Annotated in this window: 16 protein-coding genes; 12 read left to right on the top strand and 4 right to left on the bottom strand. The window is 40.3% G+C overall.

The features are described from left to right. Window positions 1-262 precede the first annotated feature (262 nt). On the top strand, window positions 263-1,081 hold the full coding sequence (locus I6F54_RS14850; RefSeq protein WP_197142090.1) for a hypothetical protein: 819 nt from the start codon (window positions 263-265) through the stop codon (window positions 1,079-1,081). A gap of 24 nt (window positions 1,082-1,105) precedes the next feature. Here the strand turns inward: I6F54_RS14850 and I6F54_RS14845 are convergent, their stop codons facing one another. Next, a complete protein-coding gene (locus I6F54_RS14845) occupies window positions 1,106-1,990 on the bottom strand; it encodes an AraC family transcriptional regulator (protein ID WP_197142088.1) in 885 nt (294 codons plus the stop codon). A gap of 184 nt (window positions 1,991-2,174) precedes the next feature. Between I6F54_RS14845 and I6F54_RS14840 the strand changes: the two genes are divergently transcribed. Both I6F54_RS14840 and I6F54_RS14835 read left to right on the top strand, forming a co-directional pair. Next, window positions 2,175-3,320: an iron-containing alcohol dehydrogenase gene (locus I6F54_RS14840; protein ID WP_197142086.1), complete on the top strand. Its 1,146-nt coding sequence runs from the start codon at window positions 2,175-2,177 to the stop codon at window positions 3,318-3,320. 198 nt (window positions 3,321-3,518) lie between these two features. Then, on the top strand, window positions 3,519-3,965 hold the full coding sequence (locus tag I6F54_RS14835; protein WP_197142084.1) for a DoxX family protein: 447 nt from the start codon (window positions 3,519-3,521) through the stop codon (window positions 3,963-3,965). Between the two features lie 56 nt (window positions 3,966-4,021). Here the strand turns inward: I6F54_RS14835 and I6F54_RS14830 are convergent, their stop codons facing one another. Beyond that, window positions 4,022-7,108, bottom strand: a complete 3,087-nt coding sequence (locus I6F54_RS14830; protein WP_197142082.1) for a beta-galactosidase — start codon at window positions 7,106-7,108, stop codon at window positions 4,022-4,024. A gap of 112 nt (window positions 7,109-7,220) precedes the next feature. Here I6F54_RS14830 and I6F54_RS14825 point away from each other — a divergent pair, with 112 nt between their 5' ends. From I6F54_RS14825 to I6F54_RS14805, 5 genes are all read left to right on the top strand, one after another. Next, the gene (locus I6F54_RS14825) at window positions 7,221-8,039 is read left to right on the top strand and encodes an AraC family transcriptional regulator (RefSeq protein WP_007378231.1); all 819 of its coding nucleotides are present in this window, start codon (window positions 7,221-7,223) and stop codon (window positions 8,037-8,039) included. Between the two features lie 80 nt (window positions 8,040-8,119). Continuing rightward, window positions 8,120-8,440 (top strand): hypothetical protein, encoded by a 321-nt coding sequence (locus I6F54_RS14820; protein ID WP_007378232.1) that lies wholly within the window; start codon window positions 8,120-8,122, stop codon window positions 8,438-8,440. Window positions 8,441-8,589: 149 nt separating this feature from the next. Beyond that, the gene (locus I6F54_RS14815) at window positions 8,590-9,843 is read left to right on the top strand and encodes a TolC family protein (RefSeq protein WP_197142080.1); all 1,254 of its coding nucleotides are present in this window, start codon (window positions 8,590-8,592) and stop codon (window positions 9,841-9,843) included. Next, complete coding sequence (locus I6F54_RS14810; protein ID WP_197142078.1) at window positions 9,840-11,087, top strand: efflux RND transporter periplasmic adaptor subunit; 1,248 nt, start codon at window positions 9,840-9,842, stop codon at window positions 11,085-11,087. Before I6F54_RS14815 ends, I6F54_RS14810 begins: the two co-directional genes overlap by 4 nt. 8 nt (window positions 11,088-11,095) lie before the next feature. Next, window positions 11,096-14,242, top strand: a complete 3,147-nt coding sequence (locus I6F54_RS14805) for an efflux RND transporter permease subunit (RefSeq protein ID WP_197142076.1) — start codon at window positions 11,096-11,098, stop codon at window positions 14,240-14,242. An 86-nt stretch (window positions 14,243-14,328) separates the two neighbouring features. Here I6F54_RS14805 and I6F54_RS14800 read toward each other — a convergent pair whose 3' ends face one another. Further along, window positions 14,329-15,564, bottom strand: coding sequence for a TMEM143 family protein (locus tag I6F54_RS14800; protein ID WP_010554605.1), 1,236 nt, complete (start codon window positions 15,562-15,564; stop codon window positions 14,329-14,331). A 195-nt stretch (window positions 15,565-15,759) separates the two neighbouring features. On the opposite strand from I6F54_RS14800, the gene I6F54_RS14795 reads away from it, so the two are divergent. The 4 genes from I6F54_RS14795 to I6F54_RS14780 all read left to right on the top strand — a co-directional run bounded on the left by I6F54_RS14795 (window position 15,760) and on the right by I6F54_RS14780 (window position 21,645). Further along, window positions 15,760-16,344, top strand: coding sequence for a YqaA family protein (locus I6F54_RS14795; protein ID WP_010554604.1), 585 nt, complete (start codon window positions 15,760-15,762; stop codon window positions 16,342-16,344). Window positions 16,345-16,441: 97 nt separating this feature from the next. Then, window positions 16,442-17,347: a GGDEF domain-containing protein gene (locus I6F54_RS14790; RefSeq protein ID WP_197142074.1), complete on the top strand. Its 906-nt coding sequence runs from the start codon at window positions 16,442-16,444 to the stop codon at window positions 17,345-17,347. A 164-nt stretch (window positions 17,348-17,511) separates the two neighbouring features. Further along, the gene (locus tag I6F54_RS14785) at window positions 17,512-18,873 is read left to right on the top strand and encodes a hypothetical protein (RefSeq protein WP_197142072.1); all 1,362 of its coding nucleotides are present in this window, start codon (window positions 17,512-17,514) and stop codon (window positions 18,871-18,873) included. Between the two features lie 126 nt (window positions 18,874-18,999). Beyond that, the gene (locus I6F54_RS14780; RefSeq protein WP_197142071.1) at window positions 19,000-21,645 is read left to right on the top strand and encodes a DUF2339 domain-containing protein; all 2,646 of its coding nucleotides are present in this window, start codon (window positions 19,000-19,002) and stop codon (window positions 21,643-21,645) included. Window positions 21,646-21,762: 117 nt separating this feature from the next. On the opposite strand, the gene I6F54_RS14775 is transcribed toward I6F54_RS14780, so the two are convergent. Beyond that, entirely contained in the window at window positions 21,763-25,203 is a 3,441-nt protein-coding gene (locus I6F54_RS14775) for a PAS domain-containing hybrid sensor histidine kinase/response regulator (protein WP_197142070.1), read from the bottom strand. Window positions 25,204-25,548: the final 345 nt, after the last annotated feature.

Raw genomic sequence — 25,548 nt, 5'->3', positions numbered from 1 at the left:
CTGTGAAAGTGTTATGGCAAGGATGGCTTAAGTTACAAGCCATCCTGGAAGGCTACGATTTAGCAAAATCTCTTGAGCCAGACTTGTGATCAAGAGACAGCTTTAATAAGTGGTTTTTTTATAACTATTAATCAGTGTTTTGATAAATTAGTTAATATTTACAGGTAAAAAAAATTATGCTACATACATGATTTTTATTCACTCTACAATGTAGGTATAGACACGTAGACTTAATTTCAATTCTCATACTTTATTGTTATTTATGCTGCTTAAACTCATAATTGCACCTTTGCTTATTTTACTAATAACATTCGCCCAAAAACGCTTTGGTAGTTTTGTTAGCGGCATAATTCCTGGCTTGCCTATTACCTCTGGGCCTATTTCTTATTTTATAGCATTAGAGCAAGGTAAATTATTTGCAGCTAACTCAGCGGTGGCCTCTCTTTATGGTATGAGCGGTATAGGCTTATTTTGTTTTAGTTACTTGGTTGTATCACGAAGATTTGGAATGCTTAAATCGCTTTTTACAGCGTTGAGTATTTGGTGCGTATTTAGCGTTATTACTTTATTTTTACCAGTGAATATTATTGTGGCGAGTGTGGTTTCGCTTTGTATTTTACTCGGTTTAACTATTATCTCTACAAAGCTAAATATATCAGTTGATGCAAAACCATTAAATGCCCGCTGGGAGCTTCCGGTAAAAATGATATTAGTGACGAGCTTTATCGTGCTTGTTACGTTTATATCGCAGCATATAGGGTCTGCATGGAGCGGGTTAATATCTACCTTTCCGGTTATTTTGGCGGTAATGGGCAGTGTTGCCCATTTTAGTGACAAACAAGCCTCAACGTTTAAAATTCTTAATGGCGGTATTATTGGTTCATTAGGTGGGTGTGTATTTTTTGCGGTGATTGCGTTTATGTTAAAACATAACTTTATGATTTGGCAGGTGTACGCAACAGCTGCCATTTTCTCAACGTTATTTACTATTATTTTTAGCCAATTTATTAATCGCCAATTTAGTAAGCGAGCTATGCTAAACACCAAAAAAGCAGTGCTTAAAATTGACTCGCTCGGTTAATTTATATCTCTAAAGGCATAATCTTTAGCTATGTAATTGAGTTAACATTTCACTTGGCGTTTTATTAAAGTGACGCTTAAATTCGCGGCTAAATTGCGATGGGCTGGTATAGCCAACTTTTAATGCTGCTTCGTTTGCCTTGCTTCCACTACTAGTTATAAGCTCTTTAGCCTTAGCTAAGCGTACTTTTTTTAAATACTGCAAAGGTGACTCAAACGTTACTTGCCTAAAAGCACGATGAAACGACGACACACTCATATTTACATCTTCAGCTAACCCTTCAACCGTAATTTGATTGGCATAACTACTGTGCATAGTTGAGAGCGTACGGGCGATACGCGCATAATGCCCATCATGCATAGCAAGCCCTATTAAAGTATGTCCTTGTGGACCACAAAGTACACGATATACTAATTCTTTTACTATATCTTCGCCAAAAATGTCTGCTTCAATAGGGTTATTAAGCACGCTAAGTAAGCGGTGGGTTACTTGCTCCATAACGCCATCTATTTTAGCCGATTGAACGCCACTCATTTGCCCTGTGGTGAATGGCTTATGTGTACCAATTTGGTTTACTAGCTTGTGTAACATTACCGGGTTTATATCTATAACTATGCCCATTACAGGCAGGTTGTTATCGGTAAAAGCTTCGCACTCAAGTGGCACGGGGACACCTAAAACAAGGTAGTCACCTTCACCATATTTTATTTGATGATCAGGGAAATGAATTATCTTATGTCCTTGGCCAACAATAATAATACCTGAGTTATATATAAGTGGCTGGCGTGGTGAGCTTTTACTTGCGCGATGAAAATACACACCTGGAATAATGGTTTCCATGTTGCCTTCAAAGTTGAGTAAATTATTATGCTCTGCAAATTTTTGCATCATGTTTGCAATTGAGGACATTAAAGCATCTACTATCGTACGAATTTTGCGTAAAATATCAATGTTGACAGTTTTAGGCAAGCTTTTGCGAGTTATTGGGCTTTTTTTATGTTTGTTTTGCCACTAATATGCACTCATTGAAGTTTGGCTTAGTTAGTAACTAAGCATTATATTTAGTATTTAACCGTCACCTAGGAGCAAAATAATGAAATTTAGCTACGTAAATCCAACACTTATCCAGTTCGGCCAAGAACAAATTGCCTCACTAACTGATTTGATCGCAAAGGATCAAAAAGTACTTGTAGTGTACGGCGGCGGTTCAATTAAAAAGAACGGCGTGTACGACCAAGTTGCAGCAGCACTTGAAGGCTTTGATTGGGTTGAGTTTTCGGGCGTTGGCGCTAACCCAACAATTGAAGTGTTAGACCAAGCAGTAAAAATTTGTAAAGAACAAGATATCGACTTTGTACTAGCTGTAGGCGGCGGTTCAGTAATCGACGGCGTTAAATACATTGCAGCATCTGCCGTTTACGATGGCGAAGGTTGGGATATTCCTACTGGTAAACATAAAGTAACTAGCGCATTACCTATTGGGGCAGTACTTACGCTTCCAGCTACAGGTTCTGAGTCTAACCAAGGTTCTGTTGTGAGCAAAGCTGCGACTAAACAAAAACTTCCGTTTATGTCTCCTGCGGTACAACCTAAGTTTGCAATTATGGACCCTGATGTAATGAAAACATTACCGCAGCGTCAACTTGTGAATGGTCTAGTAGATGCATGGGTTCATACCTGTGAGCAGTACCTAACATTCCCTGAAACAGCATTGGTTCAAGAAGGTTACGCAGAGGCACTTTTAAGAACGCTTAAAACATTAGGCGATAACTTTGAAAACCAAGACGATGCATGGCGCGCAAACCTTATGTGGGCAGCTAACCAAGCACTTAATGGTTTAATTGGTTCTGGTGTATCGCAAGATTGGGCTACGCACATGATTGGCCACGAGCTTACAGCCGCTTACGGTGTTGACCATGCACGTTCACTTGCTATTGTTCAGCCTTCTTTACTGCGCAACCAATTTGCAGTTAAAAAAGCAAAACTAGAGCAAATGGGTAAAAACGTATTTGGTCTTGAGCAAACTGACGACTTAGCTGAGAAAACAATTGCAGCAATTGAAGCGTTTTACCACAGCCTTGACGTAGCGACCCAGCTTACTGAACATGGCGATGATAAAGCCGCTGCTATTGACAATATTATTGGCAAACTTGAAGCACATGGCATGCTAGCACTTGGTGAAAACCAAGCTATTACGCTTAAAGAAAGCCGCGAAATTTTAGAACAAGCTGTTGCTTAATCACTTTTAAGTAACTTAAAACTAAAAGCCGCTAACGTTTAAAGTTAGCGGCTTTTTTGTGCATAAAATATATTAAAAACACAGTGTTTATAATTAACCAATAATATCGATATTAATGTTTTTAAATGATGATAGTAAACTGTGCTCAACGGTTAGGAAAAACCTAACGCTCAAATAAATTAAACGGGACTAAAACTCATGAAATTATTAAACACATTATTAAGCTCAAAAGCAGGCGTAGCAACATTAATTTTACGAGTGCCAGTTGGCCTTATTTTAGCGGCGCATGGTGCACAAAAATTATTTGCTTGGTTTGGCGGTTATGGCCTGGAAGGCACAGGGCAATGGATGGCAAGTATTGGCTTAGAGCCAGGTTATTGGTTAGCAATGATGGCCGGTAGTGCAGAGTTTTTTGGTGGTATTGCCTTGGTAATTGGTTTATTAACACGCCCAGCAGCGGTTGTTGCCGGCTTTACAATGTTGATTGCTATTTTTAGCGTGCATATTAGTAATGGTTTGTTTATGGCAAACAATGGCTACGAATATGCTTTAACGTTACTTGTTGTAATGGCTGTACTTGTTATTCAAGGGGCAGGAAGTTTTTCGCTTGATAACGTATTAGCTAAAAAACTAGCTAATAAATAACGTTTATAAATTTAAAAAACAGCGGCCAATTTGGCCGCTGTTTTTGTTTAAATAACCTATTTAGCTGAAAAAGTTAAAGAATAACTATACTGCTTTTGCTCAAGTAAATATTCTTTATGGGTGCTTGGGCTCCACGAGTCATCGCCACCCACGCCCATATGTTGATGATCAATATGCACATGCACGCAATCATCAGCAATTAGTTCATTAGTGTGCTTTGCCTGAGTTAACATGCTTTGCGAATACTCACTGGCGACAAATAAAAACGCGCCAGTTACGGTTAAGTTATTAATGCTCAGTAATTGGCAATCGCTACGCAGGCCGTTATCAGTTGGAAATATATACGGTGTATGTAGATCATTTAAGCTCAAGCTATAATAACCTAAACGTGCAGCGGCTTTGCGATCTGGGTAGTTTTCAAAAGGACCTAACCCTAGCCAATTTACTTGTGTATCGCTTTGCTTGTTAAGCGTTGTACTTAATCCTATTCGCGGCATTGGCGGTAGGGTGTCGTTTAAGTTCACATCAACATTTAAGCTAATATTGCCGGTATTATTGAGGGTATATAACCACTGTGTTTGAGCCTGTAGCACGCCATTAAACTCGTAATTAAATACACAAGTAATACGTACATCAACGCTTGATTGCACTGCATTAATTGAGCTACAAGTGCGCTGCCATTGCCCAATACCTGCGCGCAACCAACGAGCTTCCCATGCATTAGGATCTAGGTTGTCTACCTCGCTTACACCAATATCGTTATCAAGCGGGGCGCGATAAAAGTTATCAACCAATGGGCTATTAATAACCTGAGTATCGTTTTGTAACCACTGCTCTATAAGCCCTGATTGCTTGCTAAAAACAAGTTTAAATTTATCGTTTTCAATACTTAGTTGAGAGTCGGTTTCGCTAACACTTATAGCGTTTTGCTCAGATGATGATACAAATAACTTACTGCTTAAATTGTTACTATTTATAAGCTTAAACTGCTCTGAATCCATAACGTGATTAGCGTTTGCAAAGTGTGAGTCGTTAACTAATGCTACATCTAAATTAAGGTAATATTGCGCACCTTGCTCAAACGCTGTTTTAGTTTTAATAGTTAACGTGTGCGTACTTTGCGGAGCAATATTAAGTACATGCTCGCCTTGCTCAACACAGATGCCATTTTGCATTAACTGCCAAATAAGCTTTTCGTTATCGGTATGTCTAAATACGTAATCGCTAAATACATCAATGGTGTATTGGTTTTGATTTTGCTCACGCAGTGTAAATTGTAAATGTTGCTGGCTGTATTTAGCTTCAAACAGGCTAGGGTGCGGCGTGCGGTCTGGGAACAATAAGCCATTTATACAAAATTGACGGTCATTTAGTTCATCACCAAAGTCGCCGCCGTAAGCCCAATAATGCTTGCCGTTTTCGTCTGTTTTAGATAAACCTTGGTCTACCCAATCCCAAATAAAGCCGCCTTGTAGGCGTGGGTATTCTCTAAATGCTTGCCAGTAATCGTCAAAGCTACCTAGGCTGTTACCCATAGCGTGCGCGTATTCACATAAAATAAGCGGGCGAGTTTCGCCTGGCAAACTCAACCATTTTTTAATTGAGTACTTAGGCACTGCATCGTCTTTTATATCGGTATCTACACGGGCGTACATTGGACAGATAATGTCGGTAGCCGTTGTATTTGCGCCGCCGCCTTCGTATTGCACTGGGCGAGACGGATCAAAGCTTTTTGACCAGCCGTACATGGCATCGTGGTTTGCGCCGTGTCCGCATTCGTTACCCAATGACCAAATAATAATTGAGGCGTGGTTTTTATCGCGCTCAACCATTTGCGTATAACGCGACATAAATGCGCCAGCCCACTGCGGGTCGCTCGCTAAACGCCCCATAGGAAACATACCATGGGTTTCTATGTTGGCTTCATCTACTACGTATAAACCTAGCTCGTCACACAGTTCGTAAAAACGAGGGTGGTTAGGGTAGTGAGCAGTACGCACGGCATTAAAGTTATTTTGCTTCATCAGCTTAATATCTTCAATCATATCGGCGGTAGTAACTGTATGGCCGTTTTCTGGGTGATGTTCGTGGCGGTTAACACCGCGAATGAGTAGCGGTTTGCCGTTTAAGCAAAGCTGCCCGTTAAGCATTTCTACTTTTCTAAAGCCAATGTTATAAGCTTCAACGTCGATGGTATTGCCTTGCTCATCAAGCAGACTCACAACGCAGCGGTATAAGTATGGGGTTTCGGCGGTCCATTTTTTAGGGCTTTGTATATCAATTGTTTGAAATACAACATCGCTCCAACCACCTTTTTCATCAACACGTTTATTGTTAGTACTTTGAATTTGCGGCTCACATAGCGCCTGTTCGCCATCAAAAACTTGCACTGCTATTTGATAGTTATTTGGCGCATTAATCGCCGTTTTTATATGTAGCGTTGCATCGCGATAGCAAGCGTCTAAATTGGGGGTTATAAACACATCACGTATTTGATTTTGTGGTTTTGTAAGTAAGTTAACATCGCGAAAAATACCGCTTAGCCACCACATGTCCTGATCTTCTAAATAACTGCCATCGCTCCAACGAATAACCATAACGGCAATAAGGTTAGTGCCTGCAACTAACAGTTCGCTTAAATCAAACTCGCTCGGTAAGCGGCTATCTTGTGAATAACCCACCCATTGTCCGTTACACCACAGGTGAAACGCCGAGTTAACGCCTTCAAAAATAATATGATTACGCTGAGTTAGCTGACTTTCGCTTATATTAAATTCAGTGCGGTAACAGCCTGTAGGGTTATCGCTTGGTACAAAAGGCGGGTTAACTGCAAATGGGTACTTAACATTACAGTAAATAGGTTTATCAAAGCCGTGTAATTGCCAGTTAGAAGGCACTGTAATACTTTGCCAGTTGCTGTTTAGTGTTTCACTTAGCAACGATTCATCAACCGCTTCGGGTTTATCAAATAATTTAAAGTCCCACTGACCGTTTAAACTTTGTTTTTGCGATTGCGTGTTAGTACGGGCATGGTCAACGCTTTTAAATCCATTGAGTGGGCTGTGCGCTTTTACTTGATTAACTTGTACTGAAATTGGGTTTTCCCAATCTCGGCGATTAATTATGTGCTGTAAAGAGGTCATGTTTATCCTATTGCATAAGCGGGCAATTATAATGCGCTAAATATAGCTAAAAATAATCGCAGGGGTTATGCTTAAAGCTCTCCTTTATTTGTCCAAAACTATCATTGTAATTATGCGCTATAACATTAAAGACATACTCGATATTGGTCCGCGTTGTATAGAACGCTTTATTGATTCACAAACGCTCGCGCAAATGCCAAACCTTGAAATAGCACTTGCGGGTTGCTCAAACCTATCGGGTCGTTATTGCGTAGCACGCTCAGCACCGCTAGAACATACACTTTTTTATACACTTGCAGGGCAGGGTAAATTAACAACACAAAATGAGCAGTACACACTTAATGCCAATACACTTATTGTGCTACCAGCAAAGCAAAGCTTTGAAGTGAAAATTGATGCTGAACATTGGGATGTTATTTGGTTAAACCTTGCAAATACTAAACGTTGGCAGCATTTAAACTTAGCGCAAGCACTGGTACTAACCGAGCAAAAACTTGAACCGTTACACCTTGCTATGGAGCTTTTATACAGCGAGCCTAATGCTAATTTACGCGAAAGCGTAACGCCTATTTTAAGTCATTACTTAAATGCTACGCTGCAAAATAATTCACAGGGTGCGGCGCATAATCGTTTAATTAGTCTGTTTGAAGAGGTAGATAAGCGCTTGCAGTTTGATTGGACAATAGAGGTAATGTGCGAACATGTGCATTACTCATCGCCGCATTTGCATCGTTTATGCCAAGCGCAATTTGGTAAAAGTCCAATACAACAACTTATTTATTTACGCATTGAGCGAGCTAAAAACTTACTGTTAAACACGGCTTGGCCAATTTCGCATGTGGCAAGTTATGTGGGGTACTCTAATATTTTTAATTTTTCCAAACGTTTTAAGAAGTCGGTAGGTGTGTCGCCAAGCGAATTTAGAAAATAACGTTAGCGGCTCTCTACATTTGAATAAATTTAAGGTATTGTGCGATTTCTTAAATTGCATTTTAGAGTTTTAGGTAGGTAATGCGCTCAAACCGTTTTTTAATAGTGATATTATTAGTGCTTGTACATAGCTTTATTAGCTGTGATGGCGCTGCGTATCATTTGCAAGAAGACGTTGATCACGTAACCAGTTCGTTATCGCAAGGCGACTCCACGGCCGATGATAACCAAAGCGATAAAACATCAACTACCGAGATTCATGCCCACCAACATTGCCACTGTGGCTACAACAGCACTTCTAGCCACTCAATAAGCCCAGAGCAAAGTAAAGCAACTTCGCCTGCGTGCTATAACGGGTTAAATTACCCGCCAGATGTACCGCCACCCAATTCACTTAGTTAGTTTTTAATTTTAAATACTTTGTAAAAAACTGCCGCGCTTGTGCGCTATTAGGCTAGTTATTTACATATTTAGGTTGCTTGATCGCGCTTGTTTTTAAAATAGGCGTAGTGATTAAGTTAACTCTGTTTGTTAAAAAACGGACACGCTATATGAATAAAAAACCAATTATGCTGGTGGCGCTAATGTGCGCGCTACCTGCTTTTAGTACTTTGGCGAATGTTAAAACATTAACCCTTAAGCAGGCACTGAGTAATACCGAACAACAAAATCTGGTATTAAAACGCTACCCGTATCATCAAAAAATATTGAGTGCGCTTAAATCACAAGCTGCACTTTCGCCTAATCCTGTTTTAAATGTTGAAGCTGAAAACTTACTGGGCACAAACAAGGCGCGTGGCATTCAAGGCGCTGAAATAACGCTTGGGCTTAGCCAACTAATAGAGCTGGGCGATAAGCGCCAAAGCCGTATTAATTACGCAACCGCCAATATTAAAGCCCAAGCAATACAGTATCAAAATACCCGTTTAGCCTTATTAGCAACCACTGCTGAGCGATACTACCAAGGGCTTAAATTTCAAACATTATTAAGTTTAAACAACGAGCGTAAACAGGTCGTAACCCAAGCACTTAAAGCGATTGAACAAAGAGCTAATGCGGGTGCTGCGTCGCAAGCTGATGTAACGCGCATGCGTTATGCACTTAGCCAAGTAGAGCTTGATAAAGCCATGCTTAATAGTGAATTTGAGCGAGCAAGTTTATCGCTTAACGAGCTGTGGAGTGAGGAGCAACCCTACGATACTTTTGCTGGAAATATTAATGTAATTACTGCGCTTAAATCAGCACAAGCACTTTTAGATGCGGTTAACCAAGCTCCTGAATTTGCATTATTACAGCAGCAATATTTACAGCAAACAGCTAACTTAACACTGCAAAAAGCAAACGGACAAACCGATATTAATATAGGGGGAGGCGTGCGCTATAACCAGCAAAATGACTCCAGCTCGTTAGTGTTTTCGTTTTCTATGCCACTGCAATTAAGCAATTCTAATAGCGGAAATATTGCAGCTGCAAATAGTCAGCTCATGCTTTTAAATGAGCAGCAAGGGCAATTGCGCATCCAGTTACGCCAGCAAGTACGTACTTTGTACGCTTATTATCAAGGTCGAGCTAATCAGGCAAAGCTATTATCTGATCAAATTATTCCTCAGGCACAAACATTGATTGAGCAAAGCTTAAAAAGTTATCAACGCGGACAAATTTCGGTGTTGCAATTACTTGATGCTCAACAAGCACTTTTTGATTCTAAACGCACACTTATTACAACTCACGCAGAGCTGTACCAAGTGCTACTTACTCTTGAGCGTTTAACAGGCCAATCTTTAATTGAGACTCATCAATCATGAATAAAAATATAACCGCATTACTAGTATCACTTTCGTTTGCCTGCAGCTTTGTAAGCACAGATGTATTTGCCTCTGCTGAGCATGGCGAGTCAGGTCATAAAGAAACAGAACAACACGAGCAAAAGCAAGGTCCACACGGCGGCTTTTTATTAACTGACCCTAAATTAACACTTGAGCTTAAATTGCAAGAGTTTGCAGGTAAAGTTGAGCTACGTGTATACGGCTATAAGCAAAATAAATCGATTAATATAAACGACTTAAACATAACAATGAGTTTAAAGCGCTTAGTTGAAGCCCCGCAAAATATACAGTTTGCAGCTGAGGGCGACTACCTTGTTAGCACGCAATCAATTAACGAACCACATTCGTTTGCACTTACCGTTACTGCTAATTATAAAGGCGAGAGCATTAGCTATGAATACGACCAACACGAAGGCCGTACCACGTTAACAGAGCGAGCTATTGAGCGCGCAGGTATTAAAACCGGGATAGCGCAAAGTGGTGAAGTGGATATTACCGATACGCTTTTTGGCGTTATTGCACCAACACAACATGGCACGGTAGAAGTAATGGCGCCGTATGCCGGATTGATCAGTGATATTTTTATAAGCATTGGTCAAAACGTTAAAAAAGGCGAAGTACTTGCCAATGTAACCAACCGTGAAACACTGCAAAATTACCCCATTAAAAGCCCAATTAGCGGCGTTGTAACCGAGCAATACTTAAAGCGTGGCGAGCTTGCAAGCACCAGCGCACTTATGCAGGTAGTTAACCTTGATAAAGTATGGGTTGAGCTGTCGGCTTTTCCTGAAAACATTGAAAAACTAGCCATTGGGCAAAGCGCTAAGGTATACGACCTACATCATCATTTAAATACGCAAGGCAAAGTGTTTTTTATAGCCCCAATGATGACTGGCGGGCACATAGCGCGTGCCCGTATAGAGCTTAATAACCCAGACGGGCATTGGCGCCCAGGCATGCATATAAATAGCGATGTAAGTGTGGCTAAAATAAATGCTAGCGTGCGTGTAAAGCCACAAGCTATTCAAGAGTTTAACGGTCAACCCAGTGTGTTTGTTCGTAAAAATAATGTATTTGAAGTACGCCCCGTTACCTTAGGTGCAAAAAATAGTGAGTGGGTAGAAGTACTTACAGGCTTAAACGCGGGTAGCGAATACGTAACAGACAATAGTTATGTCATTAAAGCTGATATTTTAAAAAGCGGCGCAAGCCACGCTCACTAGGAGGCACCATGATTAATTGGATAGTTTCTTTTGCGGTTAAACGCCGGATGCTGGTGCTTGCGCTTACATTTTTATTTGCTGGATTTGGTGTATACAACATTCAAAATTTAGCAGTAGACGCAGTACCCGATATAACTAACGTACAAGTGCAAATTAATACCAAAGCGCAGGGTTTTACGCCATTAGAGGTAGAGCAACGCATTACCTATTTGGTAGAAACTGCCATGGCGGGCATACCTAAGCTTGATTATACCCGTTCGCTTTCGCGTTATGGGCTTTCGCAAGTAACGGTTATTTTTAATGAAGGCACCGATATTTATTGGGCGCGTCAGCAAATTGGTGAGCGCATTCAAAGTATTCGCTCCGACTTACCTAATAACGTAGAGCCAAACTTGGGTCCTATTGCCAGTGGTTTAGGCGAAATATTTACTTATAGTGTGCACGCCACGCCTAATGCGTTAAAAGAAGATGGCACCGCCTACAACGCCGAAGACTTACGTACTTTACAAGATTGGGTTATTCGCCCGCAGCTTTTAAAAGTAAAAGGCGTTACCGAAATAAACAGCCAAGGTGGTTTTGAGCGCCAATACCAAGTAGCGCCAGTGCCCGAAAAACTCATTGCCTATAAGCTTACTATTAGCGATGTAATTAGTGCACTTGAGGTTAATAACAGTAACCGAGGCGCAGGCTATATTGAGCGCTTTGACGGGCAATATTTAGTACGCTCGCCTGGGCAGCTTAAAACCATTGATGACATAGCCAATACCGTTATAGCTAAGCGCGACGATGCGCCTGTACGCATTAAAGATGTGGCTAACGTGCTTTTAGGCAAAGAGCTTAGAACCGGCGCGGCCACTTATAACGGCGAAGAAACCGTGCTCGGCACCGCCATGATGCTAATTGGCGAAAACAGCCGCGTAGTGGCAAAAGCTATGGCTGATAAGTTAGTTGATGTGCAAAAAAGCTTACCAGCTGGCGTTATTGTTGAAGCGGTTTACGACCGCACAACTCTTGTTGATAAAACCATAGCAACCGTGCAAACCAACTTATTTGAAGGTGCCGTTTTAGTGATAGTAATTTTGCTATTACTGCTGGGTAATGTAACGGGCGCGCTTATTACGGCAATGGTTATTCCGTTGAGTATGTTGTTTGCCGTTACAGGAATGGTGGGTAATCGCGTATCGGGTAACCTAATGAGCCTAGGCGCAATCGACTTTGGTTTAATTGTTGATGGCGCTGTAATTGTTGTTGAAAACTGCCTGCGCCAACTCGGTGTAGCTCAGCATAAACATGGCAGGCTACTTACCTTAAACGAGCGTTTAAATGTAGTGACCGAAGCCACCAAAGAAGTATTTACACCGGCTGTATTTGGCATTGTTATTATTATGCTGGTTTACTTACCTTTATTTGCACTAAGTGGCGTTGAAGGCAAAATGTTTCAGCCAATGGCATTTACTGTAGTTGCGGCGTTAATTGGCGCGCTTATATTTGGCGTTACCTTTGTACCCGCTGCTATTGCAGTGTTTGTTCGCGGTAAGGTTGATGAAACCGAAAACGCAGTCATGCGCGGCGTTAAAAAAGTGTATAAGCCATTACTTGGTATATCGCTTAAATTACCGTGGCTGATGGTGGGTATTGCCACTGCATTAGTATTAGTGCTTGGTTTTAAAGTTAAAAACATGGGCGCAGAATTTTTACCGAAACTTGATGAGGGGGATATTGCTATGCACGCGCTGCGCATTACTGGCACCGGTATTGAGCAATCTGTGCAAATGCAAAAAGAGCTTGAGCAAGCCATATTAGATCAGCCTGAGGTTGCTAACGTATTTTCAAAAATTGGTACTGCCGATGTAGCAAGCGATCCTATGCCGCCCAATGTTGCCGATACTTTTTTAATACTTAAACCGCAAGAAGAGTGGCCTAATCCAGCACTTACTAAAGCAGAATTGGTTCAGCAAATTCGTACCCGTGTTAACGATGTCCCTGGTAATAATTACGAATTTACACAACCAATAGAAATGCGCTTTAATGAGTTAATTGCTGGCGTGCGCGCCGATGTGGCACTGCGTATTTATGGTGACGACTTAAGCGTACTTAAAGAGTTTGGCGAAAAAGCCACAGGGCTAATGCGTAATATTGCAGGTGCTACCGATGTACGTTTGGAGCAAATGGAAGGATTGCCAACACTTTCGGTAACACCAATGCGCGACCATATGGCGTTATTGGGTTTAAGCGTAAACGATATTCAACAGACACTTGCCGCCGCTGTTGGTGGTGTGCAAACCGGACTAATTTACGAAGGCGATAAACGTTTTTCGTTATTAGTACGCCTTGATAAACGTTGGTCTAGCGATGTATCAGCACTTGCTCGTTTGCCAGTTGCTTTACCTAAAGATAGTAACCCAGAACTTGCGTTTGTACCGCTTGGCGAAGTGGCAACAATTAGCATTGAAAAAGGGCCTAATCAAATAAACCGCGAAAGCGGTAAACGTAACGTAGTGGTAACTGCCAATGTGGAAGGGCGCGATTTAGCAAGCTTTGTAAGTGATGCGCAAGCAAGCATGAATGAATCACTTAACTTACCAAGTGGCTATTGGCTTGAATACGGCGGCACGTTTGAGCAGCTACAATCAGCAAGTAAGCGATTGTCGTTGGTTGTGCCGGTCACTTTACTGCTTATATTTGGCTTACTGTATAGCGCCTTTGGATCGCTTCGTGATTCATTGATTATATTTAGTGGTGTGCCACTGGCATTAACGGGTGGTGTGCTTGCGTTATTGCTGCGCGATATGCCGCTTTCAATATCAGCGGGTGTCGGCTTTATTGCCCTAAGTGGTGTCGCGGTATTAAACGGCGTAGTTATGCTGTCGTTTATAAAGCAGTTACGAAGCGATGGTTTAAGTTTGTTTGATGCAATTCACAGCGGTGCATTACAGCGCTTGCGCCCAGTACTGATGACGGCGCTGGTGGCAAGTTTAGGCTTTATACCTATGGCGCTTAATTCGGGAACGGGTTCTGAAATGCAAAAACCTCTCGCGACAGTAGTGGTTGGCGGGATTATTTCATCAACTTTACTGACACTGTTAATATTGCCTGCGCTTTATAAGTTAGTACATTCTAAATTTACTAAAAAAGCAGAAGCTGAATTAGCTTAAATACTAGCTACTGATAATGTAATAAAAAAAGCAGCTGTACTTACAGCTGCTTTTTTATTTGGGTATTATTTAGCAAAAATACTACATTAATTATATTGAAAAAGATTATCCCAACGCTCATCTAATATCGTTTTTGCGTGTTCTAAATTGATTGCGCTATACACATCACTAGTGCACGTTACCAAACGCATACGTACCAGCTTTTCAAGTGCGTCGCTAATTTCAAAATCAAGATCGCACTGGTATTTGCTTTTAAACCAATGCTCTATTTGTTCATCAAGCGTTTGGGCGGTTAAGCCGCTTTCTGATTTTAGTAAAAAGGTATACGCAAGCAGGGCTTCTTTTATGTCTTCTTCTTCGGCAGCGTCAATAAGCGTGTGAAAAACACCCGCGTTATTATCAAGGTTTTTAAAGTAGAGGTTATCGCTAAGCGCTTTCATAAATTTAATTTTACGGTTTTTAAACTTACTCCATTCTTTAAAAATAAAGCTGCCAAATACTCCCATGCCAATAGCAAAGGTAATAAAATGTTGTTGGGTCATTTCTACAGCTTCACTTCTAAAACCACCCCAAAAAGCAAACAGAGCAAGCAATAATACGATTGATGCGCCAAGTTTAGTTATAAGTACCACTGCACCGCCAACTAAAGCCGATGAGCCAATAATTGCTTTATCAATAGGGCGCATGCGTACTTCGCTATTAGGAAATAGCATTTCGAGATCGGCCTTTGGCACATTTTGAAACAGCTTTACTATGGTTGAGCTTGGCTCAAATCCCATTGGCGTTTTATTTTTAGCTTCAAAATAAGCGCTGTCTTTAAAGCGAATAAACACGGCAACACGGTCGTAATTAGTAAAGTGCAGCGGTTTTTTACGAAGGCCCCAAAAGCTGGTAATGGTTTCAGTGAGTTGCGACTCGCCACGGCGATAAAAAACCACTTCTTCAAAGTCGTCAAATTCAACTTCAAGGCGCACCTTAAATAGTGACTCTTCGTTTAATGCATCTTGTAAGTCTTCATTGGTGATCACTTCAAAATTAGCGGCATTAAGCACCTTAGCAAAATCTTTAGCAAACTCATGTTGGCACTGCGCTTTTTGATCCGCCGATACTGGCGCTAACGATCGCGTGTCACTGTTGGGATCAAAAGGGGCGTAGTTGTTTTTAAGTGACTCAAGTGTTGAGTGATAATCGTAATGAATAAGGCTTGCTAGTAAATCGCAAAATTGTTTAAACGATGTTTTTTGTGTACTGCTTTTAAGCTCTTCGCTACACATATCAACAATATCTTGCTTTCTAAAGGGAATAAAACGCGCACTTTGCATAAATTAATAACTACTGTGATAGGGAATCTAACTGCATGGGCACATAATAAAATATTCTTATGGATATTACTAATTTGTTAATGCAGTAGGGCGTGATAAATTTAGTACTGTGTTTTCAGCGTGTATTAACCTAAATATGTAATTATTAGCTCATTGAATACTCTTGTTCTTACTGATAAGTGAAAAGGATTTACTATGGCCATTCAAAAAAAGCTAAAAGAAAAAACGCGTAATTTTATTGACTCTAAGCATATGCTTAGCGGTATTACTGTGGCATCATTTTTAGAGTCAACCATAGTTCCTATTCCACTCGAAGCTGTATTAGTACCACTAATGCAAGCTCGTCGTGAAAAGCTATGGCTTATTGCGCTAATGGCTACTTTAGGCTGCATAGTGGGCGCATTGTTTGGTTATGCGTTGGGTTATTATTTATTTGATGCGGTTGGCGATTGGATTATTAATACGTTTTCGAGCCCTGAGCAATTTGAAAACGTTAAACAGCAAATGCAAGATCAAGGTTTTTGGTTTGTAATAACACTAGGCATAGTGCCTATTCCGTTTCAAATAGCGATGCTTGCAGCTGGCGCGACTAAGTACTCTATTTGGCTGTTTTTGTTGGCCTCGGGTATTGCGCGTTCTATTCGTTACTTTGGTCTGGCTATTATTGTTTATTATGCAGGTAATGAAGCTGAGCGAATCATTAGTAAACATAAAACTAAGGCAATGGTTTTAATAACCTTACTTGTGTTAGGAGTTTGGGGATTAAGTTTGGTGATTTAAGCTCATTATTAAAGGTTATTAACCAGCTTATTCTAATAAGCCTTTTTGGTAATGTGCTATAGTTTTTTAATATAGTATCGGAAAGCTTAGGGTTAATATGATTGAAACTGTAAAACTCACTATCAGGCTTTCTAATTTTTTTAAAATGAGCTGGAAAAATAAAACTGTAAGCCTATTTTTATTAGCTTATATTGTTATTTTTTCAGCCTACTCCCTAACTAACTTTCCTCCTTTACAAGTTCAAAATAATGTTTACGGTTTTACTACCGATTTTATTAATTTAATTGTTCTTATTTTTTTATTTTGGATGGTTCAGTGCTCCAAACTTTCAAAGCTTGCATATACATTTTCGACTCTCGGATTAATGCTTTGGTCCATGGGTAATACAGCTGATTTAATCGATGAGATAGTGAGACAGCCTTACTGGGTAAGTATTTATTTTGAAGATTTATGCAGAACCAGCGGCATGCTTTTAACTTCCTATGGTTTATTTAAAACGATGCGCTTTGTACAAAGTATTAATAATCGATTAGCGCGTGAGCTAATTATTGATGATTTAACCAAGGTACATAACAGACGTTATTTTTATCAGCACGCTAAAGATGCTCAGAACTCGCCTTACGTTATTTTAATTATCGATATAGACCACTTTAAAGCTATTAATGACGAATTTGGTCACGATGTCGGTGATTTAGTACTTAAAGAATTAGCAACCAAATATGACAATGCTTTTGTACATAATAATAAATTTTCTCGCTTAGGTGGTGAGGAGTTTGGTGGCTACTTACCTATAAGCAACATGTTGCAAGCTTGTGATTTTTCACAGCAATTAATTACCATTGCGCATACTATTAATATTCAAAATATTCGCCACTTAACAGTGAGTATAGGTGTTGCAATGCAAATGCCTAATGAGCCTTTAGATAAAGTAATGAAACGCGCCGACCAAGCTTTATATTTAGCTAAAAAGAATGGTCGAGATCGTTTTGAAGTTGCCCCGTAAGCGTTTTTAATTATATAAAAACACGTCCTTATTGTTTGCACATTTACTACACTTTTTAACGTTTTCGTAAGGAAATGTCAGTGAGGGTAATGCTTTGTAAATCATGAAATTAAAATAGAATGTTTGGGTCATAATGGGGATATTAATAATAAGGAATAACCTTAATGACCAACTCCCTTTTAAAAGCTGCATTACCCTTAACTCTAATTACTGTTTTGTCGGGCTGTGGCTCTGATGATAGCTCAAGCTCAACAGGCTACATTCAAATGTATAATGGCTCGTATAACAGCCCATACACACGTCTATTTGTTGAAGAAACAGAACGTTCAGGCGCTGATTTTGCCGATGTAACTACTCGCCATAACTACAGCACAGGCACTTATGATGTAAGTTTTGAGTACCTAGATGCTAACGACAGCTATATAACAATTAGCGACCAAGAAATTTCTATTAAAGGTGACAAAACACAGTTAGTAGTAATGAGCGGCAATTTTGATGAGCCTACATTTACAGAGCTTAGCGTACCTATTACAAGCGATACGGGTGAGTTTAACTTAGGGTTTTATAATATTGCAGGGGAGGATACTAACTACGATATTTACTTAGCAACTGATGATGGCGTATTTGAAAGCGCGACACTTTTTTCATCGGCTCAATATTTAAGTGAGTTAGATCTGCAAAGCGTTGATGAAGGTTATTACACTATTTACATAACCGAAGCGGGCAGCAGTGATGTTGTGTACGAGTCGTCATCTGTTTATTTATACGACGAAGCAAGCTATGTAGCAATGATCCGCCCAAGTTACGCTACAGAAGAAGGCGGTATTACGCTTGATGTAGTAACCGATAACAACTACGTTACTGAGCTTAAACATCAATCTGCCCTGGTGCAATTACGTTTTATAAATACGGTTGATGACTACTCGCCAGTGAGCTTTTCTGCTACACGCGGTACAACTGTAAACACAACAAATATAGTCGCTAGTGACTCTTATACCGATTATGTTGAACTTTCGCCTAATAGTTACAGCGTAGCGATGTACGACGAAGAAGGTACAAAACTAGCTGATAACTTTTTAATGACGCTAGAGCGTGAGCAAAGTGCGGTGGGTATTTTTTATAACGACGTTGATAACGGTTTACGTATGTTGAGCGTTGAAGAAAACCTAACACCAAGTAGTTACAGCCATACGGTATCGGTTGTAAACCTAATTGAAAGCTACGCAGGGCAATCGGTTTCAGATGTAGATGTGTACTTTACACTTAACGGCGAAACGGTAGACGACACCAGTAACGTAGTCGATGGCCTAGATAAGTATGACCAAGAAGAGCAGGTTGTAGATAACGAAATTTACACGGTTTATGTTGTATATGAAGATAATGGCCAGCAAATTGTGCTTATTCAGCAAAGCGATATGGACTTTACACAAGAGGGTAACTACATATTGATTTTAGAGCATGATGAAACAACAAGCTCAGGTTATAAAATGACCCTAGAGCGCACTATTACCGATAGTGTTGAATAAATCTAAACATATTAAGTAGCATAAAGCCTAAGCACTTTAAGTACTTAGGCTTTTTTATTGAACAAAATTTACCTACTCATTAATAATTAGGTACACTCAGGGCATAATAATTAATAAGAGTGTGCCATGGATGATTTAGTTGGGTTAGCCGTCATAGTAATACTGGTTGTAGTTGCCGGTGCTATTTGCGGCTTAATAGCGCTAGTGCAGTTAAATGGATTAAAACAAGAAGTGGCTGTTTTAAGAGCCAAAATAACACATCTACAAACACATAAATCGATATCGCAAAGAGAACCTCAAAGTGAAGCATCTACGGCTCAGGCAGCGCTTTCAAGATCAGAGCCTATTGCTCATAAAGCACAGCCAAACTTAACGTCCCAAAACTTGTCGCCACCTGTAATAAATCAGCCATCAGCGCCTCCTAAAAAAGCCAAACCAGCTGAAGCATCAGCCATAGAATTACTATTTAATAAATTACGTGCAGGGTTTGAAGAGAACTGGATGACCTGGATAGGCGCAATAGCGCTTGCGTTTGGGGGCATATTTTTAGCTAAATATAGCCTAGAAGCGGGGTTACTATCGCCTGTAATGAGGCTGAGTTTAGGCGGCTTATTTGGGCTTGGCCTAATTGCAGCCGCGGCTTATTTACACCATAAACGCATTGTATTTGAAGGCTTTAATAATTACATACCCGCAGCGCTTGCAAGCGGCGGGTTTATTACCTGTTTTGCTTTAACGCTTTTAGCTTACAGTAGCTACGATATGCTTAGCTCTACCGTGGCATTTTTTGCACTGGCAGCTATTGCAATTAGCGCAAGTGCAATGGCGCTTAGGCTCGGCCCATTATTGGCTGTACTAGGTATTATTGGCGCTTATAGTGTACCAATATGGGTTAGCACTGGCAGTGGTAACTTGTTTGCATTATTTATGTATGTTGGCTTTGTAAGTTTGTCAGCCGCGTTAGTTGCACATAAAGTACAACGTATTTGGCTATGGTATTTACTATGGGCTGGGCACATTGGCTGGTATTTAGTTGGTTTTACGCTACTTAAAGTTAATACCGTTTGGTTAATGGGAACGTTTGCTCTACTGAGTATTATTGGGTTAATTGCTATACCGCGATTGGGCTTAAAATTGAATGTTATAGAGCACCGCCCACACAGTTTAAAACGCTTAATTAAAGTGCTTCCAGATCATGCATTATTACTCGCCTTTATAGCGCCCTTATTATTTACCATGCTAATAAGTCACTTTGATATGCAGTGGCAAACAATCGGTGTGTTGAGTATTGTACTAATGTTATTTTTAGTCCTTAAAAATAGCCGCTGGGATATTTGGCAAGCAGTAGCATTAGCAAGTGCAGCGCTATTGGTTATAAGTGCTGAGCGCACGCACCTTTCGCCAAACCTATTTGATGATGCGCTCTTTATATTCAAAAATGAATACGGTTTGGGTTTATTACTCGGATTGTTACTTACCACTTTTGGGCTTTATTACGGTAAAAAACAGATTAAGCGTTTAGCGTTTCATATTACGGGGGCATTTAGTTTATTTGTAATGATAGCGACTTTATATACGCTTATTCCTAATTCTGCGTTAAGTACTGCATACCCACTTTGGGCCGTTGTATTGTTTGTAGTGGCGGCTATTTTAATAAAGTGTGCGCAGCATAATACAACGCTTTTTCAGCGTTTTACCTACTGGGTAGGGGCTAATGCCAATATTACGTTAGCAATTACCATGCTACTAAGTGACAGCGGCTTAACCATTGCTCTTGCTGTGCAAGTGTTACTTATAAGCGTACTTATTAAGCGCTATAACGTGCCTATGCCGCATTGGCCTATAAAAGCCTTGGTTGCTGTGTTATTACTGCGCTTAACGCTTTCACCTTGGACGCCAAGTTACGATGCACTTACGGTATTTGGTTTGCATTGGAGTATTGTGGTTTATCCGTTATGTATCGCGTTATTTTTTGCCGCAGCTAAGTGCTTTGACTCATCAAAACTTAAAATATGGCTGGAAGGTGCAGCCCTTCATTGTTTAGCGCTTTTTATTACAACCGAAACAAGTTATCAGTTAGTAGGGCATTATCCGCAATTTGATTCACTTAACTTTTACGAACAAATACTCCTTACCTGTAACTGGCTGGCATTAGGGTGTGTGTATTTACACAAAGCAAAACTTGCCGGTACTTTAGCTAAGTTATACCAAGTGGCGGGCTTTGCACTTGTAGGGTTAGCAGGGCTTTTTGCTATTAAAACACTGCTTGACGACAACCCATTATTTGAATCACTTTACATAGGTGAGCTGCCAATATTTAACTGGTTATTACTATTGTGGTTAGTACCTGCAGGATTAACGCTTTGGCTGGCCAAGCTTGTAAAACCAATAAACGCTAAAGCTACGCCATTTATATTGGCCGTTGCAGGTGGGTTTATATTATTGGCAATAAACAGCTTTATTCGCCAATACTGGCAAGGGCCTTATATTTACTTATCAAAAGGGGCGAGCAATGCAGAGCTCTATAGCTACTCTATTATTTGGTTAGTATTGGGTGCGGGTACTGTTATTTTTGGTCATTTAAAAAATCAATTATTAATACAAAAAGTAGGCTTAGGCTTACTAGCTGCAGTTATTGTTAAAGTGTTTTTAATTGATATGGCTAACTTGGAGGGCTTACTTAAAGCGCTTTCGTTTATTGGATTAGGGCTTTCGTTGGTGGGGTTAAGTTGGTTGTTCCAAAAGCTTAGAAGCCGAGTAAATCCAGTTTAACTTTATGAATACTTTATAAAGCAAAGCCCAGTGAAGATACTGGGCTTTTTGTTTTACGCTATTACTTGATAGCTTTTAACTAGAGCACTTTTTACTAGAATACTTTTAACTAGATGACTATGTACTGTGATTAAGCAGTGCCTTTAGTTTGCCCGGTTTAATTGGTTTACTTAAATAATGAATATTAGCGGCTTTGGTTTCTTGTTTAAGCTCGGTGTCGCGTACTGCGGTAATTAAAATAGCGGGTACTTGGCTTTGCCAAATTTCGCGCAGGGTTTTAATTAGCGTTATGCCATCGCAGTCATTGCCTAATTGGTAGTCCATTAAAATAACATCGGGTGCACCGTTTTCTTTAGCATGCGCCAGTACATTATTTACATTATCAAATAGCGTGTAATTAGCTTGCCACTTTTTAAGTAAGCTTGCCATTGCAGCTAGGTTTTCAGGGTCGTCGTCTACGGCAACAATATTAATTGCTGCACGGTTTTCTATTAGGCTGTTTGTCGTACTTTTTTGTTGTACAAACGGCTCGTCACCATAAGGTACCTCAATGCTAAAACGGCTACCTTTATTTGGCTCAGAATGCACATCAAGCGGCAAACTTAATAAGTCAGCCATACGTTTTACAACACCTAAGCCTAAGCCTACGCCTTTGTTATCGCCCGACTCAACACGGTAAAAGTCGTTAAATATTTTAGCTTGCTCTACTTCGCTAATACCAGGGCCTGTATCCCATACTTCTATTCGTAAATTGTGCTTTCGGTTCCTACAGGCAATTAATACACGGCCATTATCGGTGTATTTAACTGCATTAGAGACCAAGTTTTGAATAATTCGGCGCAAATAGGTTATATCGCTATGCACAATTTGCTGGTTAGAACGCACACTAAGCTTAAGGCCTTTATCACTTGATAAAATAGCGTATTCACTTTGCAATGGCGCTAAAATATCTTCAATATAAAAGTGGCGAGGAGTTGGGGTCATAGCGCCTTGTTCTAGCTTGGCTATTTCAAGTAGTGCCGACATTAAATGCACGGTTGAATCGAGACTGTCGCCTAATTTTTCAAAGCTGTTTTGGTTAGTGCTGTCGAGTTGCTTTTCGTCAATGGCAGCAAGGTATAAACGTGCTGCGTTTAACGGCTGTAAAATGTCGTGGCTCGCCAGTGCTAAAAAGCGCGTTTTACTGTCGTTGGCTTGCTCTGCTTCTCGTTTGGCTAAAGTAAGTGCTTGCTCGGTTTGTACACGGCTATCTATTTGAGCTTGTAAGTCTCTATTAATGGTTTGCACTTCTTGAGTTCGCGCTTCTATGCGGTTTTCAAGATCCATGTTTACTTCTTCAAGCGCATTTTGCGTACTTATGTGATTGGTAATATCCGAAAAGCTGGTAACAAATCCGCCATCGGGCAGCGGGTTACCAATCATTTCGTATACTTGGCCATTACGACGGTGGCGAATAAAGTGATGCGAGCTGCCGTATTTTAAATGCTGCACACGTTTTTCTACTTGGCGTTCTATTTCGCCAGGGCCACATTCACCACGGTTAGCGTTGTATCTAATAATATCTTCTATGGGTTGGCCTACTTCTAAAAATCCTTCAGGGTAGCCGAACATTTCGCTGTAGCGTTTATTCCAAGCTACTAGCTTTAAATCTTTATCGACAACTGAAATACCATGGCTTAAATTTTCGAGTGAGGTAAATAACAGATTTTGATTAAATTGCAGCGCTTGTGTGGTTTCGTCAAAAAAGTTTACAACTTCTTCAAACGCCATACGCTTACCCGACGATACCGTATGTATTAATGCTTGCGCGGAAGATGCGCCCAGCACGCCTGTTAACGCGCGTTCGCAGTAGGCTATAAATTCAGGCTCTGGGTGTGCGTTGTTATCGCTTAAGTGATGGGCAAGTGCGTAATGCGCTAATACCTGCTGGCTGCGCTGAATCCCTAAAAAGGTTTGCAGTAGTATTTTAAAGTCGTAAACAGTGGCTTTTACATCTTTGTTTAAGCGTCTTGCTAAAATAGCCTGATCTTTGGGATTAACAAAAGCAGCGGCCTGAATTTTATCAATTAAGCGCTCCTCTGCACCAAGTGAAAAGCTAATATAACACCCAATATTGGCAAACAACGCAATTAAGGTTCCGCGCGTTATTAGTGTTTGCTGTAGCTCGCTATCAAGTGTTGCGCCAGCGTCGAGTATTGGCAGCATTAAAAATAGTATCCAGCAAATAAAACCTGCAACTAAGCCTGCGTACACGCCATATGCATGGCCTTTTCGCCAATATAATCCGCCCACAATAGAAGGCAGTAATTGCGTAACAAGTGAAAAAGCCACCAAACCCATACTCGCCAGCGCACTACTGTGCCCAAACCATTGCTGGTAAAAGTAGGCCAGTATTAAAATGCCCGCAATAGCAAAGCGTCTTACAAGTAAAATACGAGACTTATAACTGGTAGTGATTAAGTTACGTTTAAACTTACGACGTAGCATAAGTGGTAGCACAACATCATTTGAAATCATGGTACTTAGCGTTAGTGTAGCGACCACTATCATTGCGGTGGCGGCCGATAAACCGCCTATAAATACAAAGGTGGTTAAAAAGGCATTGTCGTTAATTAAAGGTAGGGCAAGTACAAAGCTATCTGGCGAATAACCACTGCCAATTTCAGGATGAATAGCTGCTGTAGCAATAGGTAAAATCATTGCCGCGGTTAGCAACAAGTAAAGTGGAAAAGCCCAACGAGCAGTAAACAAATGGCGTTTGTTTTGGTTGTCGACCACGGTTACATGAAACTGACGTGGTAAACATATAATAGCGGCTGCCGCCATTAAGGACTGACCAATAAAGTTAAAACTAAAAAAGTTAAAGTTGGTCCAGTGATCCCAAATCGATTCGGTTACTTTATTTGCAGTGGTTTCGGGCAAGTTAAAGAGTGTAAATACTGCAAGTCCAGCAACAGCAATAAGGGCAATTAGTTTAATCATTGATTCGAAGGCAACAGCGAGCATTAACCCCGAACGATATTCGGTTACATCCACTTTGCGAGTACCAAAAAATATGGCAAACAAAGCCATAATTAATGTAGCCGAAAGCGCCAGCATATCGCCCGATATTTTAGTGCTACTTTGCAGCAGTAAAAAGCTGGTACTAAGCGCTTTTAGTTGCAGTGCGATATAGGGAATAGTAGCGAGCAAGGCGATAACTGTAACCATAATAGCCGTGGTTTGACGTTTGCCATAGCGAGCTGAAATAAAGTCGGCAATAGTAGTAATGTTTTGCTTTTTACTCACAAGTACTAGTTTACGTAAAAACCCTTGGCCGAAAAAAAACAGCAGCGCAGGGCCCAATAATATTGGCAAATAACTCCAGCTGCTGGTGGCGGCTGTACCCACTGAGCCGTAGTAAGTCCAAGAGGTACAGTAAATCCCAAGTGAGAGTGAATACACAAAAGGGTGATGGCTAATACGCTTCGCCAAAGGGGTTGTTTTATCGCCCCAATTGGCGAGCCAAAACAGCACACCTATATAACTTAAAGCAACAATAATGAGTACGGCAGTCATGTTGTTATTAAACCTTATTATTTTAAATAGTCCCTCAACCCTATGAGGGATTAACACAATACCAGAACTGAGGTTAAGTGTGAGGCTTGAATTTAAAATAAAACTTTCATTTTATTTCTATCTTATTGAATATTAATAACAAAAATAAAATCATCTCAAGCATTAGACTAATGTCGCATTAATAAACAACTTACCAATTTAATAGTAAAGCCAATTCAAAAAATTAAGCTAACCAATTGAAATAAAATGAAAATGTATAAAATACGTTTGAATGATAAATACAGTTTACGTAAACGTTAACAAGCTGTTACGACTATGGTCTCAATTCAATATTTAACCAGCGTT

The organism is Pseudoalteromonas sp. SWXJZ10B, assembly GCF_015864475.1.
GTDB classification, from domain to species: Bacteria; Pseudomonadota; Gammaproteobacteria; order Enterobacterales; family Alteromonadaceae; genus Pseudoalteromonas; species Pseudoalteromonas arctica.
The sequence above is the reverse complement of the archived record's forward strand: the minus strand, read 5'-3'. Positions and strand labels throughout refer to the sequence as shown.